The organism is Flavobacterium sp. BFFFF1 (genome assembly GCF_002256285.1).
Classification (GTDB): domain Bacteria; phylum Bacteroidota; class Bacteroidia; order Flavobacteriales; family Flavobacteriaceae; genus Flavobacterium.
The window spans coordinates 1-3,665 of the sequence record NZ_NKJE01000058.1 but is presented as its reverse complement, the minus strand read 5'-3'; the positions used below and the strand labels follow the sequence as shown (position 1 = coordinate 3,665).

Annotated in this window: 5 protein-coding genes; 1 reads left to right on the top strand and 4 read right to left on the bottom strand. The window is 35.4% G+C overall.

The features are described from left to right. Nucleotides 1-288: hypothetical protein (locus tag CFE23_RS16440; RefSeq protein ID WP_291090501.1), on the top strand; the 288-nt coding region annotated here is incomplete at its 5' end. A gap of 933 nt (nucleotides 289-1,221) precedes the next feature. Here CFE23_RS16440 and CFE23_RS16435 read toward each other — a convergent pair. From CFE23_RS16435 to CFE23_RS16420, 4 genes are all read right to left on the bottom strand, one after another. Further along, on the bottom strand, nucleotides 1,222-1,788 hold the full coding sequence (locus tag CFE23_RS16435; protein WP_291090499.1) for a hypothetical protein: 567 nt from the start codon (nucleotides 1,786-1,788) through the stop codon (nucleotides 1,222-1,224). A gap of 167 nt (nucleotides 1,789-1,955) precedes the next feature. Continuing rightward, entirely contained in the window at nucleotides 1,956-2,522 is a 567-nt protein-coding gene (locus CFE23_RS16430) for a hypothetical protein (RefSeq protein WP_291090496.1), read from the bottom strand. 167 nt (nucleotides 2,523-2,689) lie between these two features. Then, complete coding sequence (locus tag CFE23_RS16425) at nucleotides 2,690-3,091, bottom strand: hypothetical protein (RefSeq protein WP_291090493.1); 402 nt, start codon at nucleotides 3,089-3,091, stop codon at nucleotides 2,690-2,692. Between the two features lie 194 nt (nucleotides 3,092-3,285). Continuing rightward, on the bottom strand, nucleotides 3,286-3,665 hold a 380-nt coding region (locus CFE23_RS16420), incomplete at its 5' end, for a hypothetical protein (protein ID WP_291090490.1).

Sequence of the window (3,665 nt, the reverse complement as noted above, 5' to 3'; positions counted from 1 at the left end):
CGAATCGTGATTTCTTCACGGAGCCAATGGCGTGTACCGTCCGGCGGCTTCACGTCAGTTGCGGCATTTGGAACTGAGTATTCTCGGCGTGGACACAACGAAGTTATGGAAAAAGCGGTTACATTTTACAAGAAAAGCAGCAATTGCGTGAAACCGCTGTTAGCAGCAGTTCAAATCGAAACCTCTTTTTTAAATTTTAGCCAAACAGCAAATATTCCAATTCCAGTTAAATTGGTTAAGGACCAAAATAAAAAATTAGTTAGAATCGGAGAAGTTCGCAATTCATAATAATAAGGATCATACCCATAAATTAGGCCTAAAACATTTTCGATAAAAATTCCGCCGATAATTAACACCAACCATGAGACCATAAGCGAATACATAAGCTTTTCGCTCCAGGATAATTTTTTGGTTGGGAATAAATAGATATTAATATTTACAAGTGTAATTATAAAGTAAGAAAAATATGGAGGCTCTCCGTAATAATCTCCATGATAGGGAGATTCAACAAAAATTGAACACAAAATTAATATTATAGCGATAAGGAATAGGCGGTATTTTTTCGCTAATTCAATCATCTAAAGTTATTTAGGAGTCGTCACGTCGTGAATTGCTGCTAACGTCCGGCGGCTTCACGTCAGTTGCGGCATTTGGAACTGAGTATTCTCGGCGTGGACAGAGCGAAGTTATGGAAAAAATAAGTTTATTTTACAAGGGAAGCAGCAATTGCGTGAAACCGCTGTTATGTGGGTCGCGACACATCATCAAAGTCACACAACGTAACCACAAAGAATTTCCACTGTGTTGCGTTTTTTCAAGTTTTTTTATTTACACGCACTGTTTCCTAAATTAAGATTTCAACGCACGCATTACACGCAATACTTAAGTCCCATTAAGTCCCGCAGAGAACTCTCGGCTACAAGAATCGCAAACAAGAATGACAGTTTCTCCAGTGACTCTAACACAAAGTAACCACAAAGTTGAGCCGTGAAAAATAGGGGATAAGTGAAATTTACTCAAACAAAAGCCGAACCTTTCAACAAACGAGAAACGTGCTTTCGGAGAGCGGAGCGATCACACATAACGTCCGGCGGCTTCACGTCAGTTGCGGCTTTTGGAACTGAGTACTCTCGGCTGGACGAAACGAAGTTATGGAAAAAGCGGTTACATTTTACACGGGAAGCAGCAATTGCGTGAAACCGCTGTTACCTGCTGTTTTAATTAGTTTATCCAAGTCGGTCGAGTTTGTATTATTTTCCATTTCCCATTTATTTTTTCCATAAGCAAAGCAAAGCCACAACCAAAGTCTTTCTTTCTATAATTTATTTCAGTGTACGCTTTCAATTTGTCTTTTGAAAAAATTGGTTCAAGGATTTCGTAATATTCAACGTGTTGTTTTTTATATATTAATGAGTCTGATGTGATGAAAGTTTTTTTTTCGAATGTTTCCGGGATTGAAATTTTTGCTTTAGATTGAGTTTGCTCACGTATAAATAAAGAATCCTTTTTTGTGAAAAACAATTTTTTTTTGTCGACGCTCATAAACAAAAGATTTTCAATAAAAACTCGCTGGCCTGGTAACGGAACTATAATAGCCTTTCCTTTGTTGTCGTCATAGGATGATAGATTAAATTTTTTTAAGGAGTGAAACAGAGCAACAGAATCATTTTTCAATATTGACAAACTGTCATATTTAATAACTTCCGAAATTACAGCGTCAATTTCTGCGTTTGAATTTCTACAGTTCATTAACAGCAATGAGAATAAAAGAATTTGAATTGACTTCATAAGTTCATTTTTGGTAAAAATAGCAGGTAACGTCCGGCGGCTTCACGTCAGTTGCGGCATTTGGAACTGAGTATTCTCGGCTGGACAAGACGAAGTTATGGAAAAAAGAAGTTCATTTTACAAGAGAAGCAGCAATTGCGTGAAACCGCTGTTAGCGGTTGTACTTGCTATTTTTTTCTGATATAGATGACTTTACCCAAACCAATAGATTCGATTTTGCTATATACATCATTTTTTTTGTCCAAAGATTTCGGTTTATCTTTTTTAATCATCTTTTTTGGAATCTTATTTTTCTCATTTCTCCTAATTCCCATAATTCTGGAGTAAAACATTTCTGCCACGATTTTAAATTCATTTTCATCGAGCAAACTTTCGAGATTTTTAGAAATGCCTTTTTGTTTCAGTAGTATCAATATTTGTGACGAAGTCCACTGTAATTTTAGTGCAATATTTTCAATGGATTTGTGTCTTAACCCTTGAATTAACGAATGAACGCCTTTCTCTTTTTTAGTTGCTGTTTCACCATTAACTATGTTATTTTTAGAGGGAGTTTTAGTGCCCGCTATCTCAAACTGCAGAATTTTTAGCCGTATTAATGTATGAGCAGACCTTCTCAATCTCTCGTCCGTATATTTTTTTTCAATTTCTTGAATAAATGACAATAATTCTTCTTGAGAAAATTTATCACTCTCAAAAAATAATTCAACTTCCGGAAATGTTTTAAGTAAGCTCATTTGTGGAGTGATTTTCTTTAGTATAACCGCTAACGTCCGGCGGCTTCACGTCAGTTGCGGCTTTTGGAACTGAGTACTCTCGGCTGGACAAGACGAAGTTATGGAAAAAGGCGGTTCATTTTACAAAGTAAGTAGCAATTGCGTGAAACCGCTGTTGTGCGATCGTGCTAATATATTTTCCTTAGTTCGGCTTTTTGCTCGATAGTAGTTTTGTTAAACAGAGTGAGTAATTCAGGATATTTAAGCCAAAATTCTTTCTGTGTTTTGATATAGTTTTTCTTCAGTGAGATAGCTTTTCTGATACTTTTTTTACTCAAACTTTTTGAAAGACATTCTTTGTATAGTGTCTCATTATCAATGTCAAAGCAAACGAAAGGTGAATTTTTAAAGTAAGAGTCTTTATTTTTTTTGGTTTTTTTGAAAAGCTTGGTTTCACTAATTTTTAAAAAGTCTGATTTGAGTTTTTCAAATTCGATTCTTGAAAGCACAACTCTAGTTGTGTCATATTTTTGCGCACTACCATTAAAACTTAGCGAAAGAATAAAAGCAATAATCAATAGATTTTTCATAGTCAATTTTTAAAAGTTTAATTGAAAGTCTTTGGTTGAATTTGGCGCAAGCATGTCGCACAACGTCCGGCGGCTTCACGTCAGTTGCGGCATTTGGAACTGAGTACTCTCGGCTGGACGAAACGAAGTTATGGAAAAAGGCGGTTCATTTTACAAGGTAAGTAGCAATTGCGTGAAACCGCTGTTAGCCGTAGTTAATAATCTCTAGGATTCGGAATGTAATAAGTTAGATACTTTTTTAGTCGATCACTCGGTTGAAAATATACTGTTAATGTTGGACCCACAGCTTCAATTATTACCTCCCTGATTTCATTACATCTTAAATCTTTTAAAAATCTGCCATAAATCTTAAAGTTCTCGACTGAACTTGTACCATTGATGCTATAAACTGCATCGTTCTTTTTTCCAAAACGTGTAAAAGCTCCGATGAGAAATGAAATTTTTTGGGAGTCAGTTTTAATTTTGGTTGTGTCTATCGTACCGATAAAAATGCTGTCCAAATTTTCGTTTGAGAAATTTTCATTGTATTCCCAATTGTAAAAAGAATTTATTTTTTCTGTCAATTCCTTAGATA